Source organism: Atlanticothrix silvestris CENA357, assembly GCF_016056295.1.
Taxonomy (GTDB): Bacteria; Cyanobacteriota; Cyanobacteriia; order Cyanobacteriales; family Nostocaceae; genus Atlanticothrix; species Atlanticothrix silvestris.
On the sequence record NZ_JAECZB010000045.1, the window covers coordinates 1 to 19753 of the forward strand.

Below are 19753 nucleotides of genomic sequence, written 5' to 3' on the forward strand. Positions count from 1 at the left end.
CTGCTTCCCAAATGGGGTAGAAGTGCAAACCGATAGCGTTAGAAGAAGGAACTACTGCACCGGAGATGATGTTGTTTCCGTAGAGTAATGAACCTGCTACTGGTTCGCGGATGCCATCGATGTCTACTGGAGGTGCCGCGATGAAGGCGATGATGAAGCAGGTGGTGGCAGCTAGTAAGGCGGGAATCATTAGTACGCCGAACCAACCGATGTATATGCGGTTGTTGGTGTTGGTGATCCAGTTACAGAACTGTTCCCATACATTGGCGCTTTGGCGCTGTTGTAAGGTTGTTGTCATTTTTTTATGATTGCGAGCGTTTTACCTATGTATCAGGCGCTTTTGTTTTTGCCTGTTGAAAATACTTTACACTGCTTTACAAAACTTAAGCAAGTAATTAATGTTTTGTAAAAGTGATATAAGACATCAGTTTTAGTTATGTAAGCTACTCATACCTACTCCATTGAGACAGTGGCATTACGGTATTATTTTTGTGCAGTGATTTTGTCTGGAATAGAATTCCATCATTTTGAAAGGAGCTTGCCAGAATGTCTACAACACCGACTCCACGCCTAATTTTGGAGACTTTACTTCCCCATCTCAAAGTAGCAGCAGCTTATGCCCGCTTTCTTCAACCAAAAATTGCTGCATTGCCTGCCAAAGAATCAGGAGATAACTTTTTTGCGGCTGCCCTCACTGATGCAGACTTAGCAATTCAGAATCTGGTGGAAGTAGTATTATTGGGTACTTTCCCTGAAATTCGCTTTTATGGCGAAGAGTATGAGAGTTCTGGTAATACTAAATATTTTCGTGCTGTCGAACTTGGTTCAACTGATGATTACTTAGTTACCCTTGACCCTATTGATGGCACGAAGTTTTATATGGATGGACATTCTAATTATCAGATTATTCTCAGTATTCTTAATACGGATGACTTTGAAGCAGTAATCGCCATTTCCCCTGCTCAAAATACTTATTACTACGCTTTGCGGGGTCAAGGTGCTTTTCAAGGAACACTTGAGATGGATTTAGGTACCTGCAAGCCACTACGGGTAACATCCTCCAAACCTCATGTATTGTTGGGGTGGGAAATGAGTTCAATCGCACCTGCACTAGAAGCGCAATATCAAGTAATTGATGTAGCAACTGACTACTCTAGTGATAAGCAAATTCCTAACCTGAATGGTATTCTCAGTGGCGACTTGAGTGGAGCAGTTATCAAGTCGGGTAAATTTATTGATGGTGCTGCACTTGCTTTTTTAGCGAGAGAGGCTGGCTGTATTGTTACCACTCTGGATGGCTCGACTCTACCACCGCTACATACTTGTAAAGAATATAGTCGGTCTGGGCTGATAGTCGCTACCTCTAAAGAAGTTCACCAACATTTACTGCAAGCGACGCAAAACTTATTTTGAGGTCAGTCCGCCGTCAAATCATCAGTTTAAAACATAATTTTTTAGGCGTTGCTGAATTAAGATCTTGCAACAATTAGATACCTAAAAACACTCTTCCTAAACCGGCTAGAAGCATTGGCAGAGGCATTTTATCATCTTGAATCGCCGTAATAAAACTAGGACGCGCTCTAAGTTGGTTGAAATACAAACTTAGTGCAGGGCGTGTATTATTTTCCCATAAATAACCAAATTTTAACTCGTTTAATCGATTTAAAACAGCTGTCCATATCGTGTCAACGAGGGAATAACTGGCCCCACATAGCCAGTTTGTTTTGCTTAATTGAGTTTCTAGTATCTCCAACATAGGTACAATTCTTGTATTAAGATTTGCAATCTCGTTTGCGTTTTGAATCGTACAATTCCAGTGCTTAATATCCTTTAATTTAGAAGTATACTGCTCTTTCAGATCAGGATTTGCTTGCATCAGTTTAGGAATAAGTTTTTCTTTAATTTGAACTGATCGTCGCAATACAATACCCTCAATTCCTTGATAATTTCCGTACATTAATTCCCGCATTGGAAATTGGTTTTGCAGATAAATCCAACCATCCATTTTTTCCCGCAACATCGGTTCAGTTGGAATCAGTCTAGGGTGCGGAAATTGTTCATCGAGATATCGAATAATCATGACAGAATCAGTAATAACCTGACCATTATGAATTAAGGTTGGAACTACACCTCTAGGATTGAGACGCATATAGCTTGGTTGCAAATTTTCAAATGCCAAGAGGTTGATCAAACGGCTTTTCCATTCAAGATTTTTCTCAGCTAAAACCAGCTTTACTTTTTGAGAACAAAGCGAACCTGAAGCGCAAAAAAGTTCAAGTGTCATAGTCGATGCTCCTTTAAGGGCGTGACATCATAACAATGCCTGCAATAATCAAACTTGATGCAAATGCTTGGTTGAAGGTGAAATGTTCATTAAAGAATACGTCAGCAAGAATTACAGTAGCTGCAATCCGCAGCCCTGAAGCTACTGGAACCGCTGCTGATACAGGTAAATGCTGCAAGGCTTGAGTAAACAAAACCAGGTCAAAAATGTAGCAAGCGATCGCTCCGACGAACCAAGGTGATATAACAACAGAAAGTAAACCAGGATTGGATAACGCTAAATTGGCTTGCTTAAGGAACAAATTGCCAGCACAAGTCCCAATTGCGGATAGCCATAATAATATCCAAGCAGACCAAAACGTTTGAGTCATACAGTACTTTGACTTCAAAAGTGGAATGTAAACATAAACATAACAACTGTTGTGATAAACTGTCAACAAGTTATATAGCTTTCCTTACAGCCTCATGAAAACAGCAAACTACAGTGTTCGTCGGCTTGAAGTCACTGAAGCGGCATGGCGTGTGATTATCCATGAAGGACTTGATCGTGCTAGTATGCGTGCGATCGCTCAAGAACTTGGCTCTACAACAGGTGTTGTTACTCATTATTTTCGAGACAAGGACGAACTCATGCTGTTTGCGCTAGAGCGAGTGTTTGAAAATCTATTTCAGGATATGGAAATTTGTGCAAAAGGAAAGCATGGGATTGAGCGACTAGAACAGATGATTTTTGCTGCACTGCCTTTTGAACCTAGTGGAATGCAAGGCTGGCAAATTTGGCTCGCATTTTTAGGGTATGCAATTGGCCGCAAAAAGCTGATTGAGGAACATCGAAAACGCTATGACTCTCTGCGCCAGGTAATTTGCCAAGAATTGGCTGATTTGCAAATAGCAAAGCTAATCCGTGAAGATATTAACTTAATGCTAGAGGCAAATGCCTTAATAGCACTTGTAGACGGAATTGGGACAGGATACGTTATTAATCCTGAGCAGTTTCATCCAGACCAGCAACGCTATCTTGTACAACGACATATCAGAACTTCACTTGTAGCATCTTAAACCAGTCATCTTTTTGCAAAATCACAGTTACTAAAGCAGATTTAGTCTCTCCACTCTAGTAATACAGAAGATTTGACGGCGATGCTTGTCTGCAAATAAGTTTTTGATTTACTGAGCTTTCTCTACTTTTCCTGAACAAGTAAAACCGATTTCACGGGTCGTTTGATGAAATTACCCTGCAAATCAGTCTTGCCGTAAAAAGTTTTGCCATTGTAATAAAGCGAAGACGAACTTCCCCCGTCTAGGTTTATTGCTTTTTGAACACCAAGAGTTTTCATGAAATTTGCCAGTGCTGGTAAAGATATCCCAGAGTCAGTGGGAGCCGAGGGTTTTTGAGCCACCATTACCAAAACTATTGTCCCATCAGAGGTAATACCTATAGCAGTTCTGGCGTTCAGTTGATTACTACCAAGTGCATCTCGTCCATTGCTATGATCCACAAAGCCTTCTTGTATTGAAGTAAGTTCTGGTAACAGACGCGGCCCAGCACCAATAGCATCGACTAATTGACAACCTGTAGGTGCTGACTCACTGTGGAAGGCAATATCGTAGCGGATAGTTTGCCCACATAGGTAACGGCGAAATTCTGCACGATTGAAAATTTGATTCAAGTAAGATTTTAATTTAGGATTGTTCACTAACCGTTCGTTTTGCTTGGGGTCAGCCACTATTTGACCAGAAAGGATAATATATGATGTAGATTTTTGGTTGACTGGATCAAAAAAGCCTGCGTTTAAGATGGCGATCGCCCGATATTTCTGAGAAAATTCTTCTACAGTACCAACTTTTTCTGATATTGCCGGAGTCACTAAAAATTGGCGATCGCTAGGAATAAATAGTATATGAGCTATACTCTGGGCTAAAATGCGCTGCTCGTAGCGAATCTTTTTTGGTAGTGAAGGCTTCTGTGAAGGTACAACAGCATTTATCAGTAAAGAACGTTGCCCGTAACCTTCCATAAATAACAGCAGTATCGCCAAACTAGTTAACACTACTCCTGAGAGCCAAATTTTTCTCACTTGCTTCTTGTAGAATTTGGTTGCAACTTTGATTTTATAAGAATTGGGCATGGGGCATAGGGCATAGGTAAGAAGGGGTAAAGGGGAATGGGTAAGGGGGAAAGGGTTTATTTCTTCGTCCTTTACCCTTTAACCTTTAACCTTTTCCCCTCTTGTTGCTCCCCCTGCTTTTCTGCTTCTTTCCTAGTCCCTAGTCCCTAGTCCCTATCTCGTCGCTTACACTGAAGAAGTCCGATTTAATAATTTTTAATACAGGCAATCTATGACATTGGTGGCTCCAAAGCAGTACAACTTTTTGCCTCGATTTTACCGACTAGCAAGTATTAGTGTGCTTTCTAACATGATGGTACCTCTAGCAGGTCTAGTTGATATTGCCTTCCTCGGACATTTAGCAGATATCCGTCACCTGGCTGGAGTCATCTTGGCAACCATCCTCTTTGACTATCTTTATCGTGTATTAAAATTTCTGCGCTCAAGCACTAATGCGATTACTGCACAAGCTGTTGGGCTTGATGACCCCAAAGCCGTTTTGTTGTCAGGATTACGAAGTGGTTTGATTGCGTTAGCAATTGGATTACTAATTCTACTGCTCCAATACCCATTGCAAAAGATTGGATTTACCATCCTCAGTGGTTCCCCAGCCATTGAAAGCTCCGGAATTGATTATTACTGCGCCCGGATTTGGGGAGCGCCGGCTGTCTTGCTCAACTTTGTTTTGATTGGTTGGTTTCTGGGGCGGGAAATGAATAGCGTAGTGCTGCTCATATCCATTATTGGTAATGGTTCTAATGTGGCGCTGGACTATCTCATGATTGTCAAGTGGGGTTGGGAAAGTATGGGAGCCGGACTGGCAACAGCTCTTAGTCAGTATTTAGCATTAGTAACTGGTTTAATTTGTGTCTGTTTTAGTATCCAATGGCGAACTCTACCGGCTGCATTACAAGAGGTTTTTGATTGGGCAGCTCTTAAAGAGGCTGTTGTGTTGAAAAGTAATATTTTAATCCGATTTTTAGCCTTAATTTCAACCTATGCAATTTTCACTAATCTCAGTGCATTAATGGGAACAAATTTCTTAACCGAAAACGGTTTACTGCTCCAGATTGCTCTGCTGAGTCAGTTCACAGTGCAAGGGGTAGGAATGACAACCCAAACGCTGATTGGAAATTTTCAGGGTAAAGGAGCCAAAGAACAGATGCTTCCATTACTCATTGTCTCTGTACTGACTAGTTTGGTAATTGCTCTGGCTTTCGCCGTCGTGTCTGTTTTATTCCCAGATACGGTATTCGGATTGTTAACCAATCATACAGAGATTAACCAACATATTAGTAGCTATGCGATTTGGTTATTGCCTTTGTTAGGATTTACTGCGATTGCTTTCATGCTGGAAGGATACTTCATCGGTTTAAAGGAAGGCAAAACTTTACGTAATGCCGTTTTAATTGCCTTTGGATTAGGTTTTAGTCCGCTAGCGATCGCAGCATGGTATTTTCACAATAACCACCTGTTGTGGATGTCTCTTGTACTGTACATGGCAATTATTATGGTAGTACTGGGGATACAGCTACCTCGGACGTTGGATAACCAAAACCTGCAAAATCAGGAACTACTTCCAAATCCTTAATTTTTCTCACTTCCAGCCATGACTGAGAACAAAAATTTGCAATCAGGGATGCCTAAGACTCAAAAAAAGGGCAAATCTCTACCGCCAAAGCTAATCATCAAGCTGGGTAAATTTGTTTGGACAACGCTTTGGCATACGATGATGTCAAAAATTGCTCCCCGCAATCAATCGGGAGAGTACATTCGTCCTAGCAGTCAGTTTAGAAACTTTATTACAACGCAAGCAGATAGCCCCTACCCAGCAGCAGCGGGACGCTATCACCTTTATGTTGGTATGAGTTGTCCTTGGGCACATCGAACTCTGGTTGTACGGGCACTCAAAGGACTCGAAGAAGCAATATCGATGTCTGTTGTCTCTCCTGATGCGACTTCTGGAGGTTGGGTATTTAACGACCCAGAGGAAGGTTGCTATACTCTTGCTGATTTATATCAACTGGCTAACCCTGGTTACAGTGGGCGTTCTACAGTTCCAGTGTTATGGGATAAACAAACAAAGGCGATCGTCAATAATGAAAGTGCAGAGATTATTGTGATGCTGAACTCTCAACTTAACGAGTTCGCTCTCAATCCTACACTGGATTTATACCCACAGGAGCTAAAAGAAAAGATTGACTGGTGGAACGATCGCATTTATAAAAATGTAAACAATGGTGTATATCGCTGCGGATTTGCCCAAAGTCAAGAAGCTTACAATCAAGCGTGTGAGGAACTATTCACTACTCTAGATGAAATTGATACCGTATTAGAGACGAATCGCTACTTATGTGGGAACAGTGTCACACTTGCAGATGTGCGTTTATTCACAACGTTGTTCCGATTTGATATTGCATATTACGGCTTGTTTAAATGCAACCGTCGCAGAATTAAGGACTATCAGAATTTGGGAGCCTATCTGCGTGATATGTATCAGTTAAAAGGTGTTGCTGATACTTGTGATTTAGAAAGCGTGAAGCATGATTACTATGGCAGCTTGTTTCCGCTGAATCCAAGTGGTATTATTCCTGCTGGGCCGGACATAACATATCTCTTAGAACCACATGGCCGTGTTTAAATTTCTGACGTTGCTGAGTGGAAATATGAATTTGTATCACGCAGAGACGCAAAGAGTAAGAGTTGAGCTTTATAAGCTGTTTCAATCCCTGATAGGGATTTTAGATGATTTCAGCAATTGGCTTCATTCGATTGTTTGATATTGTCGAGGTTTCAATCCCTGATAGGGATTTTAGATGATTTCAGCCTAAAACGCCTGATAATAAGCCCCCGGAGTCGTTTCAATCCCTGATAGGGATTTTAGATGATTTCAGCCTGAACAAACAAAAAAAATGAGAAATCCACAGTTAGTTTCAATCCCTGATAGGGATTTTAGATGATTTCAGCGCTAATTTCTGAAATAGCAAATTGGCAATGAAATAGTTTCAATCCCTGATAGGGATTTTAGATGATTTCAGCAAAAGCCCCCGGAAGTGGTAGGGGTACCGTGATCGGTTTCAATCCCTGATAGGGATTTTAGATGATTTCAGCTTATCATTCTAGAAATATAGGTCAACCTAAAACCTTGGTTTCAATCCCTGATAGGGATTTTAGATGATTTCAGCGTCTTGGATATTCATGGGTTTGATTATACGATTTGGTTTCAATCCCTGATAGGGATTTTAGATGATTTCAGCGCTACCCGGCTTGCACACTAATGTGGGGTAAAAAGGTTGTTTCAATCCCTGATAGGGATTTTAGATGATTTCAGCTGTAGAGTTTCTGTTACCTCATGAAGATACCGCGAGTTTCAATCCCTGATAGGGATTTTAGATGATTTCAGCTATAGAATCTTTAGTTACTACTACTACTTTGTCTGTTTCAATCCCTGATAGGGATTTTAGATGATTTCAGCATATGAGTTAGAGTTTGGTGAATCATTCCCTAAATGTTTCAATCCCTGATAGGGATTTTAGATGATTTCAGCAGGAATTTAACTTTTTTTACTTTGTTTAGAACAGGTTTCAATCCCTGATAGGGATTTTAGATGATTTCAGCTTAGTGCTTCCGATACACGCGAAGATCCTGCTTGTTTCAATCCCTGATAGGGATTTTAGATGATTTCAGCCAATTGAGTTGGTGAGGATATCAATTAGTGTATTAGTTTCAATCCCTGATAGGGATTTTAGATGATTTCAGCTTCGGGTTCCGCTAACCACTTGATGTCCACCCTAAAGTTTCAATCCCTGATAGGGATTTTAGATGATTTCAGCTAGTATCACAACCACTTACAATAGCAATCTTGTTTCAATCCCTGATAGGGATTTTAGATGATTTCAGCTACGTGTAAATCCAATATCCAACAGAAAACCCCAGGTTTCAATCCCTGATAGGGATTTTAGATGATTTCAGCATGAACTTAAAACTTTTTATTCTCAGAATTTCCCTGTTTCAATCCCTGATAGGGATTTTAGATGATTTCAGCCCACGGCTCGATGTAGATACATTATTTTCCCATTGTTTCAATCCCTGATAGGGATTTTAGATGATTTCAGCCGCCGAGACTTGGAAGGCTTGATAGATTTGGTTTTCAAGGTGCTGTTTCATCAACCTGGAATTAAAGTAGCTTTTCAGCCATTGGGTTGTCAAGAGTAGCATTAAAAAAATTAGCTCAAAAGCAGCCGCTGTAAGGATTGGGTACGCTTGCGTCAACCTAAGTTTTAGTTAAATAGCTTTCAAAGGCAGATATACTAAGCTTTTCGGGCACAAAATTTCACCTATTTTGCCAAACATCTACAAGTTGACGCAAACAAATGCAGTACTCATAATCTATATTTATGAGAAGCGATCGCAGTTCCGTTGCAGCGATCGCTCCATGATCAACCCCTAGCCACAGGAATCAACCAAGATGATTGTAAGTCTTGTAATGAATTTAGGATTGCGGTGGTAGCCCCCCCACACCCCCCAGGGCTGATTCATTCGATCTCTTAGAGATTTTGTCAAGAGTATGAATCAGAAATTTGCTTGAGTGGGAAAAAGAAAAACTACCACCTCAACCAGCAAATTTAAGTGCGTTCACCATTTTCTTGCCCAATCAGATTTTTTAGTCACCTGTTTTTTTTGCTTGAAACGCTTGTAAATCAGCGCCTTTTAGGGAATGAAACAGCCCTGCCACACCCCCTACCTCAAAATTCTAGAAAGGTGATCGCTTTACCTAGCCACAGGTAAGCAATCACTTAAATCAATGGTGTGTATACGCTTTGAAGAGTAAACACAAACTACAATTAGTACTTTACCACCATAAGGTTTTTAAAACGGAGATATTACTAAAAAACAGCGTAATTTCAGGATTTTCAACAGTTGTGATATTCATTGAAATTGATATCGCCTAAAAAATATACTGTAACTTGGCTAACTCTATCGCTCAATTAACAATTATTTACCTACGCAACTACTAAGTGATGAGTTAATGAAAATCAATAACAGGCTGAAGAAGTAGTGTAACTGCACCCACAACGACAAATGATAATGTTACCCAAAACAAAACTAAATTCACTCTCATGATATTTTTCTAATAAAAACAAAAGTTAAACAGATATTAAAAGCCTTTAATGCCAATAATCGTCTTTCTTAAGTAGCGATGCTCATCTTTCTTAGGGAAGGTTTATTAAGTTAGGTGCCTAAGGATAATTGCTCGCAACAAAGACATAAAAATAACCTCTTCCCTCTTCCCTAGCCCCTGTTTACCACACAAATATCGATTAATTAAGCGCTAATCTCCGTCAAATCAAGGTTGGCGTTTTGGATAATATCTGTGTTTTGCTCAAGACTGAATCTAGTTTTAATAACTCAATTTGATGTTTTATTTAGATTTACATCTAATTATTAAACTTTCGTAATATTTAAACTTTTAAGGCGATCTAGTAAATTAATATTTTCTTTAGATTTAATCAGCAACTTTATTAATGAACTAAGTTCAGGAGCAGTTATGAAAACACATCCTGTAAATTCAAACATATTACGCCAACTTTGGTCTACAGTTGAACAAACTCAAACTAGTACTCTTCTTGGACTAAATGATACAGATTTAGTTAAACAATTGTTAGGGCAGATGGAGAAGCAAAAAGACCTTAACAGTGAAGAGACTAATACCCTGAGCGCCTATATTTATTCTAAAATATTGCTAATACGCGATTTAGCCCAAGCAAGGTTAGTAAATTGTTAGACAATAGCTCAAAGTGAGGGTTGAATTTTTGTGTAAATCTTGAGGATTATTGTTACAAAAATTCATTCATTAGGCAAATGAATACTGATGTCGGTAATTTATCGAATGATCATCTTTTGATTAAAGCAATACATACTGCTGTCAAAGGAAGAGCTAGATACAAAGTAAATGGACTGCATCATTCAGAAGCTCTCAAAAATTATCTGGAATTTCGATTATTACGAGAAGAAATAATCACAAATGCTCGTGCTAATCATCTCACAGGAAACATTCTTATATTTTTCCAGCCCAATTGGAATCTAAACGCGATCGCCTTATTGCTCCACAATATTGTTTTAGATTACCAAAAAGAAGTAGCAAGAATACCTGTAAGTAAAGCTCATACTAGCATAGTGACAGCTAAAGCAAAACATTTACCTATAGACAAAATAGGTAATTCATTGATTTTGTTATCAGGGGCTGTTTGTACCCTTGCTCTTTGTAGTGGATTGTTGCACAGATATGGTTTTGATCAAAGTATTTTGCTAGCAATCCAAAAGTTACATACTCCTCTTTTTGATCGCATAATGCTGGGTATTACTTCTCTTGGTGATCCACTAGTTATAATGTTGATTTCTGGGGGATTAGAAATTAACCGACTTTCTCATAACCGTTTTTGGCAAGCAAGTACCCTGAGTATAGCTACAGCCAGTACAATCGGCTTAAATTATTTCTTAAAAGTGCTGTTTGGGAGAGCGCGTCCAGCATTGTGGAAGCATATTATTAATGTGGGTCATCACAGCTTTCCTAGTGGACATGCAATGGTATCAACGGTAATTTATGGTTTTATCGGTTATATTTCGGCACAACAATTTCCTCAATATCGCAGACAGATTTTAACGTTGACTGCTGTTTTAATTATTTTGATAGGTTTGAGTCGGCTTTATCTAGGCGTACATTGGCCTACAGATGTGGTAATTGGCTATGCCATAGGTTTAGTGTGTTTAACAGCCTGCATTTCCTTCTGGGAATCGGAGCAACAATACCTCTTGTCAACATAGATGGAGAGGAATGAGTTACATCAATATCAAGAAATATGAGTTAACAAGCTTGTAGTCACAAAAAAACTGCATCTTAATAAAATTAATTACCAAAATGCAGCAAACTACTGTTTGCCTCACTAAATCAATGAGGATATTACAGATATATCATTCATTAACAATAAGTCCTAGCTTGCTGCAACCTTGAATTCTTGTTAAGGAGACTATGGAGGAATTTAATGGTGGGGACTTAAACCTACCACTAAATTCCTAATTTCCCACAAACGCTTAAGTTCAAGTCTTATTAGACGCGATAAATCGTGTCTCTACATAAGGCTTTTTGGCTTGATTTTAAGTTCGCTACGCGCAACCTAACGCAACGCAGGTAAGACACAGCGATCGCTGTATCAGTAGATTTTGGAATTTCAGACAAAAACAAAACCGCTGTTAAAGTCTGAAAGTGTAACTCCTTGAACAATTGCAATTAGGTCGTTGTTGAAAGATATCCCTGTTCCTGATGGTAAACCAGTAGGAGAGGCATTCAAGGTAAACGAAGACGTAGACCCCGCAGGTAGAGTGATTAACTCGATCAAATCTTCTTTGATGTTGAAATCAGTAATCAGTGCAAAGTCATCTTTTCCAAGATCATTGTAGAAAACCTCAGTGCCTGCTGCTAGGACAAAGGTATCACTTGCTTTCCCACCGGTTAAGATATCAAGTTCGCCAGTACCGAATCCAAACCCTGGTGCAAAAGGTTCAATACCAATCAGGCGATCGCTCCCATTACCACCTAATAAAAAGTCGTTACCAGCTCCACCAATCAATAAGTCGTTGCCATCTCCACCACTAAGAAAATCATTCCCAACTCCCGTCCCTCCAAAAAGTATGTCGTTACCAGCATTGCCAGCAACAAAGTCGTCCCCTCCATCACCATTGAATGCGTCGTCACCATTGCCACCAAATAGGCTGTCATTTCCAGAACCCCCAAAGGCTCGATCATTTCCCTCACCACCAAAAATGGTGTCTGCGCCAGATCCGCCATTGAGGTTGTCATTTCCAGTCTCGCCGTTGATAATGTCATTTCCAGCATTACCCAAGATTCTGTCTTCCCCACTGCCACCAAGGATGACATCATTGCCACAGCCCCCGTGGAGGACATCAACTCCAGCACCGCCATCAATATTGTCATTACCGGCATCACCAAAGATTTGGTCGTTGCCGTCCTCGCCCTCAATCAAATCGTTTCCATTTCCAGCAATGACCAGGTCAGCCCCATCACCACCAAAGATTCGGTCATTACCGTCAAGAGATACGATAGTATCATCGCCACCTAGTGCAAAAATTTTGTCGCTCTGAACCGTACCAGGAACAAAATCATTCCCATCTGTACCAAAAATTAGGTTAGACATATATTTTTGTCTCTTTACTCAAAGGAGTTAGTGAAAGGCCAACAGTAGTTATAGGCAATCTGGGAGAGATCCAAGGATTGTCTAAATTATTGAGAAAACTGTCAATAAAACAAGCTATATAGTCTTTCGTAGGGTACACAGGTGTGCGTCCCTAACGCGTGTTGCATCCATAAACAGACGCGTAGCGATGAAGGTACGGCTGTAGAAAGAAGTCTGTAGGGTGAGGCTTCCCATAGAATGCGAGGGCTTAGGCCGCTCAAGGCTTCAAACCTACGCTGTACACACAAATCGAACTAACCCTCTTTTATCACTTTGGGAGAACCCAATCGCTGAAAGCCTTTCGAGGCTTTAATTTCTAAGTTTTGGCTATAAATTTTAGTTACTGTTAGAAAATAAAGCCTCAAAGCTTGGCTCAATCAAAGTTTCAGAATATTGCTTCGATTATTGTTTTCCGAGAGTGACAGAACAGGGCTAATCCCCATTGGCTTAAATTCAGTCCTAACGTACCATCAGAGATTTGCGGTGCGTTACGCTGGCGCGATAACACACCCTACAAAAGACGATTTGGGGTGATTAATCATTTGTGTGTGTGTACACCGTAGAAGTTGCAAAAAGGGTGAGCCTGATTTAGGCAGGCGATCGCCTTGAGTCTCAGAACTTCGCCTAGGGCAACAACTGCTATAAGTTTGCTATGACAGATTTTTTCGTACTTCATGTACACATTTTATTTTCTCTACAAAAATGAATGTTGAATTTCAACTATTCACTTCTTTTGTTACTCTCATAAGAGAAAAATAAAATTCCAATTCTTAAAGCCAGACATAATCATAGATAGGGTAATCGCACATTAACATTAATTATCAAAATGTCTATCCTTGAAAATTTTACTCAACATAAAAAGTTCAGATTTTTTGCACAAAAACCTGAAAAAAGAAGTAATATCAACTCCATTCAGAACGAATTAATTGATATCCTTCTTCGTTTAAAATACCATTATGTCTATTGATTTATTGCTATATCTAAAGAAGTAAATAATTTTATATTATCTATTTTTTAGTATATAAATATACAAATGGTTTGAACACCAGCGATGCTGAATATTGACATATAATTTTAGTTAAAATAACTCTAAAAAGCTTAACTTAGTCAACATAACATTATTTGTTCAACTCAATTCTGACTTCTGAATTCTTCAATCTCTCCGACTGACTTAAATATGGGGAGCAAGACCCCAACCCATGTCCAAACATTTTTTGCGTAGTTGTCGATAAGCAAGTGATAAAGCATCAGAGGGAGTGTGAATTTCAGCTGTCAAATCGTAGGGCACTATTTTGGGATACTGGGATTCAACTATTAGTTGATCTTCTTGATTGATCTTTAAACTGTACTTTTGAAAAATGCCATCTGCCCAGGGCTGAGTCAAAAAACTACGAAACTGGATGAATTTGGTAATGGTGGTGTGATCATCAACGGGGACATGAGCAACGAACGTGATAAATCTCTCAAAATCACTGTAAATAATATTGGGCATGTAAATAGTACGTGTTGTCTTAATTGTTGAGCGTTTTTTGCTGTGGATATATCTCCAAAAAATGCCTTTGGGTACGTGCTGCTTGAGGTTGAGGAAGCTAGTTCCGCCCCAATCTTCCAAATGGATCTCATATTTTGGAAGCTGCGGTTCTTGGGCCATGCCGCTGCCAAAAGAATTAGCATGGACAAAGGCTGAGTGAGCAGGGTCAATGGAGTTTTCTACTAAGCGGGTGTAGTGAGCATTCCATTTAAACTCAAATTGCAGAGGTCGCAAAGTGGAATTGTTAACTTCGGGAAGTATTGGAAGTGGGGGACGTTCTTCCTCACGAAGGTCTCCCCAGAATAGCCAGATAAAGCCGTATTTTTCCTGAACTGGGTAGTTATTTACGCGTGCCTTCTTAGGAATAGATATACCAGGCTGATTGGCGGGAACTTCAATACAAGTACCGTCTGTTTGAAATTTCCAACCATGATAAGGGCAGCGGATACAATCGCCTTCTACTCGTCCCTTAGATAAAGCTGCGCCGCGATGAGGACACGTATCTAAAAGAGCGATCGCTTGTCCTTTGGAGTTGCGATACAGAACAAATTTTTGGTTTAACAGGGAAACTTGTTTGGGTTTGCTTGTAATAGCTGAACTAAATTCACATGCGTACCAAAAGTTTTTTAACATATTTTCCTCCTACTTAGGAATTATTTAAATTAATGGAATGTCATTAAATAGTATTGATTCAAATTGCAGTTTTTCAGTGCATAAATTCTGACATCATTAAGTCTGTTGCTAGCAGAGTCAGAATAAATATGCAATCAACTACCGAACCAAGTAAAGGCCCAAAAATACTTTTTGGCAAAGCATTTCCAACGAGCATGATTAACGTTCCGACAAACATCCATAACCATTGTGTTTGGTGCCAGATACAGAACCCCACCACAGCTACTAACAAGGCAGTAAGAATTGTCAAAATGGGCACACCGCAACTTTTAGGTTTGTAACGTAAAGTGCCAGCAAAAGCTGTCGGTATCAGTTCTAGTTGTCGAAAGTCGGTCAGTAAACCAAGTGTAATTAGCGCTATGGCAATCGCCCAGCAACTTTTGTACAGAATAGAATTATTTGCCCAAGGCACGCCTGCAATGTTAGCTAAGTTGACAGCAACCACCACTAAAAGTGGCACACATAAATTATGAAATAGAAAGCGCAAGCGGTTAAGTAATTTCAGCAAAGCCCCTTCATTAATTAGGCGACCCACTGAAACAATTAGATTGTCGTAAATCATTCCAGCTACTACGACAATTAGCAAAATTGTACTAACTCTGTGTGATTGTTGAAATAAAATAATTCCCCAAATTGCCAAACCAAAAGTGGCTAGCGTATAGATTGGATACAAAAAAGCTGCCATATTTTTTTTACAAAATTACTTAATTTTCTCAGAAGTTTTTGTAACGTCAATAATTGTTTTTCCAGCCGACATTTTTTGTCGCCTTGTTGAAGCTAAAAATCCTTAGCGATCGCCAAGCTAGAAATATGTTTTAATTTATGACCATTTATGTCGTTTAATTGGCTGGTGTGGGGTTCTATTCCCCAGCCCTTTTCTAAACATTTTTTGCGTAGCTTACGATAGGCTATTGACAAATTATCAGAGGGGGCATGGAGTTCGGTAGTCAAATCATCGGACACCATTTTGGGGTTTTGAGACTCGATGATTGGCTGATCTTCTAACATGGTTTTTAAAGCCCGTTTTCGTGCATCCCCATCAGCTAAGGGTAAGGTGATAAAGTTACGGAGAACGATCCACTTGCTCAACGTTGTGTTAATGTCTATCGGCTGGTGAATACTAAAAAGAATAATTTTAAAATCACCAATAGGAAAGTCAAATTCAAGTCGGCTAATGTTGGGCATATAAAAAGAAACTGTTACACGTAACGGGCGTGAGCCTTGTTTATTAAGAACAGTTTTCCAAAACCCTCTAATTTTTTTGGACTGACTTGCTGTGACACTAGCACTTGCACTCCACTCTTCTAAATAGACATCATGCTCTTCAATTCTTGGCTCGTCTGCGATCCCACTGCCAATGGAATTAGCATGAATAAATGGCACATGAGAAATATCGATCGCATTTTCTAATACGCGAGTGTAGTAAGTGTTCCATTGCAATTGACCGTAAACAGCTCGCCAACCAGGGGCTCCAAATTCGGGAAGTATTGGAAGTGGAGGACGTTCTTCCTCAGGAAGGTCTCCCCAGAACAGCCAGACAAAACCGTATTTTTCCTGAACTGGGTAGCTCTCTACGTGTGCCTTTTTGGGGATAGATATACCAGGCTGATTGGCGGGAATTTCAATACAAGCACCGTCTGCTTGAAATTTCCAACCATGATAAGGACAGCGGATACAATCGCCTTCTACTCGTCCATTAGATAAAGCTGCGCCGCGATGAGGACACGTATCTAAAAGAGCGATCGCTTGTCCTTTGGAGTTGCGATACAGGACAAATACTTGGTTAAGCATATTAATACGCTGGGGCTTGCTTGTAATAGCAGAGCTTCGTTCACATGCGTACCAGAAGTTTTTTAACATGCTTTACTACTTTTAAATTAATGAATGTAATCGAGAGTAGAGAATTGAAAGCAGCCTATTGGTTTACTAAGCAAAAGGCATTTTTAACTAACTGACTTTCCTGAAGTCAGTCAAAAACGCCTTGAACTGCTAGGCATATTCAAACATCAGCAATATACAAAGACTAGCAATATCAATCTTTGCCAGAATAGTTTAAAAAATGTATTGTTAGTCCGAGTTGACAATTCACCCTAGTTACCGACTTTACACCCTAACCATTGTCCTACTTGAACTGTTTGCACTGACCATGTGCTACACAACTATCAAAGCTGCATGTTTGTAGAATCTATTACCAAAGTACAGCCCACATAATGGTGCATTACCAAACCCATAATGGTATTACAGGTATAGCATCCATTAAGAGTATGCTCAAGGCTTGTGCAACGCCATTTTAAAGATTCTCGTGTCATACCATTTCGCTATGAAGATGCATTTAATAATTTATTAAATTGGGATTCACAAATTTAGGGACACCCACGAGGGATGTCCCTAAAAATAAACAGAATGTTAGATCAGTTTAAAATCTAGAATTACTTACCGTTGCCGTTACCACCATTACCATTACCAGCAAGGACGCGTTCGGCAAGTTTTTCAGGTACTTCCTGGAGATGATCATATACCCAATGGAAAGAACCAACACCAAGAGTAAGCGATCGCAACTCAACAATAAAGTTTTGCATTTCTGCTTGGGGCAAGTATGCAGCTACATTATCCCAGCCTTGCCAATCATTTCTACCCTCATAACCTAAAATTTGCCCCCGTCTGCCACTCACAAGTTGCAATACTTTAGAGGTAAATTCGCTAGGTGTTGTTACCTCCACCCGCAGAATTGGTTCTAGAAGCGTAGGTTGTGCCTTGGGTATCCCCGTTTGCATAGCTAATCGGGCAGCTTGTCTAAAGGCTTGTTCAGAACTATCAACGCTGTGGTAGGAACCATTGGTTAATGTCACTGCTACATCTACCATTGGGAAACCCAAAGGCCCATGTGTGAGAAACTCCCGCACACCCATTTCCACACCGGGAATGTACTGTTTGGGAACCACGCCGCCAACAATGGTTTCATTGAAGTTAAAGCCTGTACCTCGCGGTAAAGGCTGAATATCAAGAAAAACATCACCAAACTGCCCATGGCCACCGCTTTGGTGTTTATAGCGTCCATGCACCGAAGCTACAGGTTTGCGGATAGTTTCTTTGTAAGGCACTTGTGGCAAGTGGGTTGTCATTGGCAAATTATACTTGCGGCGCAATCTATCTAAGGCGACTTGTAAATGAATCTCGCCTTGACCCCAAAGAATAACTTCGTGGGTATCACCGTGTTGTTCCCACGCCAGGGATGGGTCTTCTTCTAAGAGTTTGGTGATGGCGCTGCTGAGTTTAACTTCATCGTTGCGCTTTTCTGGGGTGATAGCGAGGGCATACACTGGTTCTAACTGTTCAGCTTTGGGTAATTCCTGGGCTGGGGTTTCTGTAGAGATGGTATCCCCTGTCTTAATTCCCTCTAAACGACTGACTGCCACAATTTCACCAGCAGCGACTTCATTAACTAACTGCTGTTGTTGTCCCATGAGGCGATAGATTCCACCAGCACGAATGCCATTTAGGACGATGCCATCAGTTAATTTGCCTTGCCAAATACGTACTAGAGAAAGTTTGCCACCTTGGGGAGTGTAGTAAGTTTTTAGTACTTGGGCTAAAGGTGTATTACCTTTGATATTTTTTAAACGGCGTTCTGCTGTAGTTTCTGGTTCTGGTGCTTCTCGTTGCAGGGCTTCTAATAAAGGTCTAACACCATAATCTTGTTCTGCTACACCAAAGAAAACGGGAACTACTAAATCTGCTCCTAATTCTAATTTTAAATCGTTGAGGATTTCTTCTTGGGGTGGTTCGATATCTTCTAAAAGTTCTTCCAATAAATGGTCGTCAAAATCTGCCAAAGCTTCGAGCATTTCTGCCCGTGCTATGTGTTCTTCTGCTTTTAAGCTTTCGGGGAAGGGAATAGGGTCAGCAGGTGCGCCTGGATGATACTGATATGCTTGTTCGCTCACCATGTCAATAAAGCCTGTGAGCTGTTCCCCATTCATAATGGGATATTGGTGTGCTACTAAAGGACGGCTGGATACTGCTTTGAGGGCGTGTAATGTTTCTAAAACGTGAATATTCGCCCGATCCATTTTGTTAACAAAGACGATGTGAGGAATTTCCCAATCGTCGAGGAATTTAAATAAAGGGGCCAGGGTGAGGACACGATCGCGTATGGGTTCGCAAACTACAATTGCCGCATCCACTCCCATTAAAGCATTGTACGTTTCTTGGGCAAACTCCACAGAACCCGGACAGTCAATAAAAGTAAAGCGAGTACCATTAAACTCGGTACTCGCTGCACTTACTTCCACGCTCATCTGGCGATCGCGCGATTCTCCGGTACTATCTCCGACTGTGTTACCATCCTTAACATTGCCCTTGCGGGAAATTGCCCCTGTGACAAATAACAAGCTTTCTAGTAAAGTGGTTTTTCCACTTAAATAAGGGCCAACAATTGCAACGTTCCGCGAACCCGATTTTACTTTTTCGTTCATAAAACCTCCCTTGCGGTAAGTCACTCTTAACCGCATGATTCTGTTGTTTTTCAGGGATAAATAATAGTTCTGCTGGAGGAAGAATTATTCCTTCCTTAATTTGTCATTATCCTCTCTTTAATCACAAGTAAAAAAAATTGTAGTCTGTTGTAAGATTTAGCTTAAGAAAAATTAAATAACACAAATTTTAATAGAGAATTCAAAATTTTTGTAAAGACACCCTTTGTAACCAAAGTTTTTATGAAGTAAACGTAACTCAAACTGTTGCTAGCCCAAAAATCCATGAGATTATCATTCAACAAATATCCTTTAGCAGAAATGGTGAGCTTGATATTAATAAATGGCAGCATACTCTCATTCTCTCCCCCTGCCTCCCCTGCCTCCCCGAAGTTTGCTTGGAGGGAAACCCTCCTGGCAACTTCTCTTCCTGCT

Annotated in this window: 15 protein-coding genes, 1 pseudogene and 1 CRISPR repeat array; of the genes and pseudogenes, 6 read left to right on the forward strand and 10 right to left on the reverse strand. The window is 40.2% G+C overall.

Translation table 11 applies throughout. The features are described 5' to 3' along the window. Positions 1 to 298 (reverse strand): annotated as a pseudogene (locus I8751_RS15495) (photosystem II q(b) protein); the annotation flags it as partial. Between the two features lie 248 nt (positions 299 to 546). Here I8751_RS15495 and I8751_RS15500 point away from each other — a divergent pair. Continuing rightward, a complete protein-coding gene (locus I8751_RS15500; protein WP_214440043.1) occupies positions 547 to 1413 on the forward strand; it encodes an inositol monophosphatase family protein in 867 nt (288 codons plus the stop codon). Positions 1414 to 1486: 73 nt separating this feature from the next. On the opposite strand, the gene I8751_RS15505 is transcribed toward I8751_RS15500, so the two are convergent. Both I8751_RS15505 and I8751_RS15510 read right to left on the reverse strand, forming a co-directional pair. Next, positions 1487 to 2284: a glutathione S-transferase family protein gene (locus I8751_RS15505; protein WP_214440044.1), complete on the reverse strand. Its 798-nt coding sequence runs from the start codon at positions 2282 to 2284 to the stop codon at positions 1487 to 1489. Positions 2285 to 2297: 13 nt separating this feature from the next. Continuing rightward, complete coding sequence (locus I8751_RS15510; protein WP_214440045.1) at positions 2298 to 2654, reverse strand: DMT family transporter; 357 nt, start codon at positions 2652 to 2654, stop codon at positions 2298 to 2300. A 94-nt stretch (positions 2655 to 2748) separates the two neighbouring features. On the opposite strand from I8751_RS15510, the gene I8751_RS15515 reads away from it, so the two are divergent. Then, a complete protein-coding gene (locus tag I8751_RS15515) occupies positions 2749 to 3342 on the forward strand; it encodes a TetR/AcrR family transcriptional regulator (RefSeq protein ID WP_214440046.1) in 594 nt (197 codons plus the stop codon). Positions 3343 to 3464: 122 nt separating this feature from the next. Here I8751_RS15515 and I8751_RS15520 read toward each other — a convergent pair whose 3' ends face one another. After that, complete coding sequence (locus I8751_RS15520) at positions 3465 to 4361, reverse strand: phosphodiester glycosidase family protein (protein ID WP_318780333.1); 897 nt, start codon at positions 4359 to 4361, stop codon at positions 3465 to 3467. A gap of 262 nt (positions 4362 to 4623) precedes the next feature. Here I8751_RS15520 and gntT point away from each other — a divergent pair, with 262 nt between their 5' ends. The 4 genes from gntT to I8751_RS15540 all read left to right on the forward strand — a co-directional run bounded on the left by gntT (position 4624) and on the right by I8751_RS15540 (position 11216). Beyond that, positions 4624 to 5982, forward strand: coding sequence for a guanitoxin biosynthesis MATE family efflux transporter GntT (gntT, locus tag I8751_RS15525; RefSeq protein WP_225894182.1), 1359 nt, complete (start codon positions 4624 to 4626; stop codon positions 5980 to 5982). Positions 5983 to 6030: 48 nt separating this feature from the next. Next, a complete protein-coding gene (locus tag I8751_RS15530; RefSeq protein ID WP_214440047.1) occupies positions 6031 to 7032 on the forward strand; it encodes a glutathione S-transferase family protein in 1002 nt (333 codons plus the stop codon). Positions 7033 to 7110: 78 nt separating this feature from the next. Further along, positions 7111 to 8507: a CRISPR direct-repeat array (repeat unit 37 nt; unit sequence GTTTCAATCCCTGATAGGGATTTTAGATGATTTCAGC). Between the two features lie 1432 nt (positions 8508 to 9939). After that, a complete protein-coding gene (locus I8751_RS15535; protein WP_214440048.1) occupies positions 9940 to 10176 on the forward strand; it encodes a hypothetical protein in 237 nt (78 codons plus the stop codon). 77 nt (positions 10177 to 10253) lie between these two features. Next, positions 10254 to 11216, forward strand: coding sequence for a phosphatase PAP2 family protein (locus tag I8751_RS15540; protein WP_214440049.1), 963 nt, complete (start codon positions 10254 to 10256; stop codon positions 11214 to 11216). A 404-nt stretch (positions 11217 to 11620) separates the two neighbouring features. Here the strand turns inward: I8751_RS15540 and I8751_RS15545 are convergent, their stop codons facing one another. The 6 genes from I8751_RS15545 to I8751_RS15570 form a co-directional block, all read right to left on the reverse strand. Next, positions 11621 to 12604 (reverse strand): calcium-binding protein, encoded by a 984-nt coding sequence (locus tag I8751_RS15545; RefSeq protein WP_214440050.1) that lies wholly within the window; start codon positions 12602 to 12604, stop codon positions 11621 to 11623. Between the two features lie 1210 nt (positions 12605 to 13814). Further along, complete coding sequence (locus I8751_RS15550; protein ID WP_214440051.1) at positions 13815 to 14807, reverse strand: aromatic ring-hydroxylating dioxygenase subunit alpha; 993 nt, start codon at positions 14805 to 14807, stop codon at positions 13815 to 13817. A gap of 73 nt (positions 14808 to 14880) precedes the next feature. After that, the gene (locus tag I8751_RS15555; protein WP_214440052.1) at positions 14881 to 15531 is read right to left on the reverse strand and encodes a hypothetical protein; all 651 of its coding nucleotides are present in this window, start codon (positions 15529 to 15531) and stop codon (positions 14881 to 14883) included. 92 nt (positions 15532 to 15623) lie between these two features. Then, on the reverse strand, positions 15624 to 16706 hold the full coding sequence (locus I8751_RS15560) for an aromatic ring-hydroxylating dioxygenase subunit alpha (RefSeq protein WP_214440053.1): 1083 nt from the start codon (positions 16704 to 16706) through the stop codon (positions 15624 to 15626). Positions 16707 to 17275: 569 nt separating this feature from the next. Further along, complete coding sequence (locus I8751_RS15565; protein WP_214440054.1) at positions 17276 to 19321, reverse strand: elongation factor G; 2046 nt, start codon at positions 19319 to 19321, stop codon at positions 17276 to 17278. Positions 19322 to 19482: 161 nt separating this feature from the next. Continuing rightward, positions 19483 to 19753: hypothetical protein (locus I8751_RS15570; RefSeq protein WP_214440055.1), on the reverse strand; the 271-nt coding region annotated here is incomplete at its 5' end.

Excerpts from the sequence above, each read along its gene's own strand:
- I8751_RS15540 (WP_214440049.1), top strand. The coding sequence starts at position 10,254 with ATGAATACTGATGTCGGTAATTTATCGAATGATCATCTTTTGATTAAA.
- I8751_RS15545 (WP_214440050.1), bottom strand. The coding sequence starts at position 12,604 with ATGTCTAACCTAATTTTTGGTACAGATGGGAATGATTTTGTTCCTGGT.
- I8751_RS15510 (WP_214440045.1), bottom strand. The coding sequence starts at position 2,654 with ATGACTCAAACGTTTTGGTCTGCTTGGATATTATTATGGCTATCCGCA.
- I8751_RS15555 (WP_214440052.1), bottom strand. The coding sequence starts at position 15,531 with ATGGCAGCTTTTTTGTATCCAATCTATACGCTAGCCACTTTTGGTTTG.
- I8751_RS15560 (WP_214440053.1), bottom strand. The coding sequence starts at position 16,706 with ATGTTAAAAAACTTCTGGTACGCATGTGAACGAAGCTCTGCTATTACA.
- I8751_RS15550 (WP_214440051.1), bottom strand. The coding sequence starts at position 14,807 with ATGTTAAAAAACTTTTGGTACGCATGTGAATTTAGTTCAGCTATTACA.
- I8751_RS15505 (WP_214440044.1), bottom strand. The coding sequence starts at position 2,284 with ATGACACTTGAACTTTTTTGCGCTTCAGGTTCGCTTTGTTCTCAAAAA.
- gntT (WP_225894182.1), top strand. The coding sequence starts at position 4,624 with ATGACATTGGTGGCTCCAAAGCAGTACAACTTTTTGCCTCGATTTTAC.
- I8751_RS15515 (WP_214440046.1), top strand. The coding sequence starts at position 2,749 with ATGAAAACAGCAAACTACAGTGTTCGTCGGCTTGAAGTCACTGAAGCG.
- I8751_RS15565 (WP_214440054.1), bottom strand. The coding sequence starts at position 19,321 with ATGAACGAAAAAGTAAAATCGGGTTCGCGGAACGTTGCAATTGTTGGC.
- I8751_RS15530 (WP_214440047.1), top strand. The coding sequence starts at position 6,031 with ATGCCTAAGACTCAAAAAAAGGGCAAATCTCTACCGCCAAAGCTAATC.
- I8751_RS15500 (WP_214440043.1), top strand. The coding sequence starts at position 547 with ATGTCTACAACACCGACTCCACGCCTAATTTTGGAGACTTTACTTCCC.
- I8751_RS15535 (WP_214440048.1), top strand. The coding sequence starts at position 9,940 with ATGAAAACACATCCTGTAAATTCAAACATATTACGCCAACTTTGGTCT.